Below are 3,520 nucleotides of genomic sequence, written 5' to 3'. Positions count from 1 at the left end.
TATTCCTTCATCAGCCAAAGGGGGAAAACCGCAATCTCTTCATCAGAAGATTCCAGCTTCTCACCACTTAAAAAGCAGTATTGCTTACTAAAGTTGAGCTTGTCAAAAGGCTTGTAAAGTGTTTGTGGCATTGAGCGCAAAGGTATTAAATCCCGTTTTGTTTATTGGGATTTCTTTTGTTGCTATTTGGTAATTTTCCGGGTTTAATTTACTCTGGCATTTTGAGCGTTCACCCATAAATTTTCTCTGCTCAAAGCCTGGTAGCCCGGTTTGCCTTAAATTGTTGGCCTAGAAGCTCAAGTTGGTTGAAATTATCAGTCCATTATTATATTGAAAAACGTTCCTTCCCTCAACTTCCCGGCCTAGCTGGACGATCTGGCTTAGAAAACCTCCCTCTACACGTACTTTAGGAGAGAATCGATATCCAAGCAAAAGGCCTAAACGATTCTGATCAAAAACATTTTCATTAACATTTTTACCGAATCCCATAAAGACTTCATCGTAGACAGCAGCGTAAGGTGTTTTATCCGCCATTTCACGTCCCTTAAGTGGAATTTGTGCCCGATACATATATCTGAGTCTGTTGGTGTAAACATATTCATCTTCTTTTTCCAAAGAAGCGTTGCTATATCTGCCAACCCAGCGCTGTTCAAGTATAAAGCGATGATTACTTTCCGCGATTCCGAATTTGTTATTTAATAAGAGCATCTGATATGCCCGGTGTTCGGTAAATTGTTTCCCCAGATTATTTAGCGGAATATCACCATAATTGAAAGTCTCTGCCAGAGCATAGCCAGCACGGATATTAACACCTGGGGAAACAAGCCTGTTTATCCCAACCCGATATAAGTTTTGTTGTGGGTCAGAAATAAGGTTATCTCTTCGCCATTGAAATTCTCCGGCAAGGCTCCATTTATCGTCAATTTTTAATGATGCAATAAAAGCGTACCAGCCGATATTGTTATTATCTTTTATTCTGGTGTTTTGGGAGTAAGATACGAGGCTAATTGAAACTAAAAACAGGAGCAAAAATGTTCTTTTCACGTGGCATTAAATATGTTAAGACTTTAATAGAAATGCCCGCAATCTAATGGAATCTTTAAAAAATTTAAAAGGAAGAGGGGTATTTTAATGGGATTGTTACTTAATTATGATTTTCCAGCGAAGCTGGAACCTCCCTTCTTACCTTCCCAGCGGAATTAAGATCCCTTCCTACCGGACAGGCGGTTTCGGTCGAAGGCCTATAATCTCATTTCCACTTTCAACTCTTCTCATCTAGCCAAACAACCTTCAACTCCGGTGCATGCTCCTGGCTCAGAATATCCCTATACAAATCCGGCCGTCTTGCTTTGAGGTAACGATTTCCGCCAGCCTGGGTTAATTTCTCTGGAGTGATGGTAGCTGTAACAATTGAATCTTCAAAGGTCCGGCATTCGGCTATAATATCCCCGAAAGGGTCAATGATCATGGAGCAACCATTTTTTAGCTGATCATCATCCATACCAATTGGATTAGAGAAGATGGCGTAGATGGCATTATCGTAAGCGCGGGAAGGCAGCCATTTCATCAACCATTCGCGGCCTTTCATACTATCGAACTCTAAGCGAAGCGATGTCGGGTCGTTTTCCCGGTTATCCCACAAGAGTGGATCAACAAAGCCAGCTCCCGGCCGGGTTGAAGGTGTGCACATGGTAACGTGGGGCATGAAAATAATATCAGCCCCCAATAATACAGTTGCCCGTACATTTTCTATCACATTATTGTCATAGCAGATCAAAATCCCGCATTTCCAACCGTGGATCTCAAATACGGTATAACTATTTCCTGGGTTTAAATGCGGATTAATGAAGGGATGTAATTTCCGATGTTTTGCAATCAGACCGGTTTTGTCGACACACACATAGGCCTTATACAAACTATCATCTTTTTCCTTTTCAAACAGCCCAGCGAGTATAGTGATATTATGCTTTGCTGCGATCCCTTGCAACCTGATGATGCTTGGCCCTTCCGGGATAATCTCAGCCAGCTCCACCATTTGTTCTTTGGAAAGGTTCCTCGCAAAAGTGTATCCGGTTATAGAACATTCATGAAATGCTATAACTTCGGATCCTTCATTGGCTGCTTTTTTAGCTAGCTTGTCTATTACCGACAAATTATATTCTTTGTCACCGCTCTTATTCTCGAACTGCGCTGTTGATATCTTTATTTTCTGCATCGAATGATTGATGTTTATTCGTATTGAAGGTAATAATTTTTGTTATTTCGTAGTACCATTAATCACGATTATGAAAATCAGCTATAAGCCGTTCGAACTAGCCTTAAAACATCCTTTCACTATTGCAAAGTTCTCCCGTACGTCGACTCCCATTATGCTGATGGAGATTAGCCATGAGGGTTTTACCGGGCTTGGAGAAGCTTCTATGGTGCCTTATATGGGCGAGAATATGGAGACGGCTACAGCATTTATGTCCAAAGCTGATCTCTCCTGGCTGAAAGCCCCATTTGATTTTGAAGAAGTGGTTGCGTATCTGGATAATATTGCACCGGGTAATCCTAATATTAAAGCTGCTATTGATATCGCCTTGCACGATCTGAAAGGTAAGATTGAAAACACGGCCTGCTATAAATTCTTCGGGACTGACCCTTCGAAAATGCCCGAAACATCCTATACGCTCGGCATTGACACACCTGAGGTGTTAATACAGAAAATAAAGCATGGTGAACATTGCCATATCATTAAAGTAAAGCTTGGACGCGATAACGACAAAGAATTGATCAATACGATCAGGTCGGCAACAGATAAGCCATTGTTTGTGGATGCGAATCAGGGCTGGGCAAATAAAGAACATGGCTTAGAGATGGTGCACTGGCTGCATGAACAAGGCGTCGTTTTGATTGAGCAACCTATGGCGAAAGAAGATCCTGATTCAAATGCCTGGATTACCGAACGCAGCCCGATAGCTATTGTTGGTGATGAATCGGTTCAACGCTTTGCGGATGTAGCAAAGGCCAAAGGAGTTTATCATGCAATTAATGTGAAGCTGATGAAAAGCGGAGGGATGCACGAAGGCCATCGCATGATCATGAAGGCAAAGGAGCTTGGAATGAAGGTAATGATCGGGTGTATGAGTGAAACCAGCTGCGCAACCCTGGCTGCTGCTGCGTTAGCGCCCTTATGCGATTGGGCAGATCTGGATGGACCTTTCCTCACGAGTAATAACCCGTATAAAGATCCTGAGTTTAAAGATGGGAAGTGGGTGTTGAATGATGACCCTGGCTTAGGGGTTAGAATAGGATAACGGTAAGCATAGTGCTAAGGGCCCCAAGCTTTAGAGGTTCTTTTTTACTTTTTCTTACTGGTCATATCCCTTACACTCCTGGCAAGCCGTACCTTTAAAAATATAAGCATAGCAAAAGGCGGGGTGGCAGCGATAGCATAGAGGTAAAAGCTATTCTTGATAGACCAAATAATACAAAGTACCAGTACGATCAGAGCAATATTAAGAAAGATGTTAAACAG

4 protein-coding genes are annotated in these 3,520 nt (G+C 42.1%); 1 reads left to right on the top strand and 3 read right to left on the bottom strand.

Annotated features, from left to right (window positions below):
* Positions 1-288: 288 nt before the first annotated feature.
* Both WBJ10_RS06645 and WBJ10_RS06640 read right to left on the bottom strand, forming a co-directional pair.
* Entirely contained in the window at positions 289-1,044 is a 756-nt protein-coding gene (locus tag WBJ10_RS06645; RefSeq protein WP_424288736.1) for a DUF2490 domain-containing protein, read from the bottom strand.
* A gap of 217 nt (positions 1,045-1,261) precedes the next feature.
* Positions 1,262-2,215, bottom strand: coding sequence for a nitrilase family protein (locus WBJ10_RS06640; RefSeq protein WP_424288735.1), 954 nt, complete (start codon positions 2,213-2,215; stop codon positions 1,262-1,264).
* Positions 2,216-2,285: 70 nt separating this feature from the next.
* On the opposite strand from WBJ10_RS06640, the gene WBJ10_RS06635 reads away from it, so the two are divergent.
* Positions 2,286-3,299, top strand: coding sequence for a dipeptide epimerase (locus tag WBJ10_RS06635; RefSeq protein WP_424288734.1), 1,014 nt, complete (start codon positions 2,286-2,288; stop codon positions 3,297-3,299).
* A 44-nt stretch (positions 3,300-3,343) separates the two neighbouring features.
* Here WBJ10_RS06635 and WBJ10_RS06630 read toward each other — a convergent pair whose 3' ends face one another.
* Positions 3,344-3,511: a DUF6358 family protein gene (locus tag WBJ10_RS06630; protein WP_424288737.1), complete on the bottom strand. Its 168-nt coding sequence runs from the start codon at positions 3,509-3,511 to the stop codon at positions 3,344-3,346.
* Between the last annotated feature and the right edge of the window lie 9 nt (positions 3,512-3,520).

The organism is Daejeonella sp., assembly GCF_049655485.1.
GTDB lineage: Bacteria > Bacteroidota > Bacteroidia > Sphingobacteriales > Sphingobacteriaceae > Daejeonella.
This window is presented reverse-complemented; position numbering and strand designations above follow the sequence as displayed.

Bases quoted from the DNA above. Each gene is read 5' to 3' on its own strand.
- WBJ10_RS06635 (WP_424288734.1), top strand. From the start codon at position 2,286: ATGAAAATCAGCTATAAGCCGTTCGAACTAGCCTTAAAACATCCTTTC.
- WBJ10_RS06640 (WP_424288735.1), bottom strand. From the start codon at position 2,215: ATGCAGAAAATAAAGATATCAACAGCGCAGTTCGAGAATAAGAGCGGT.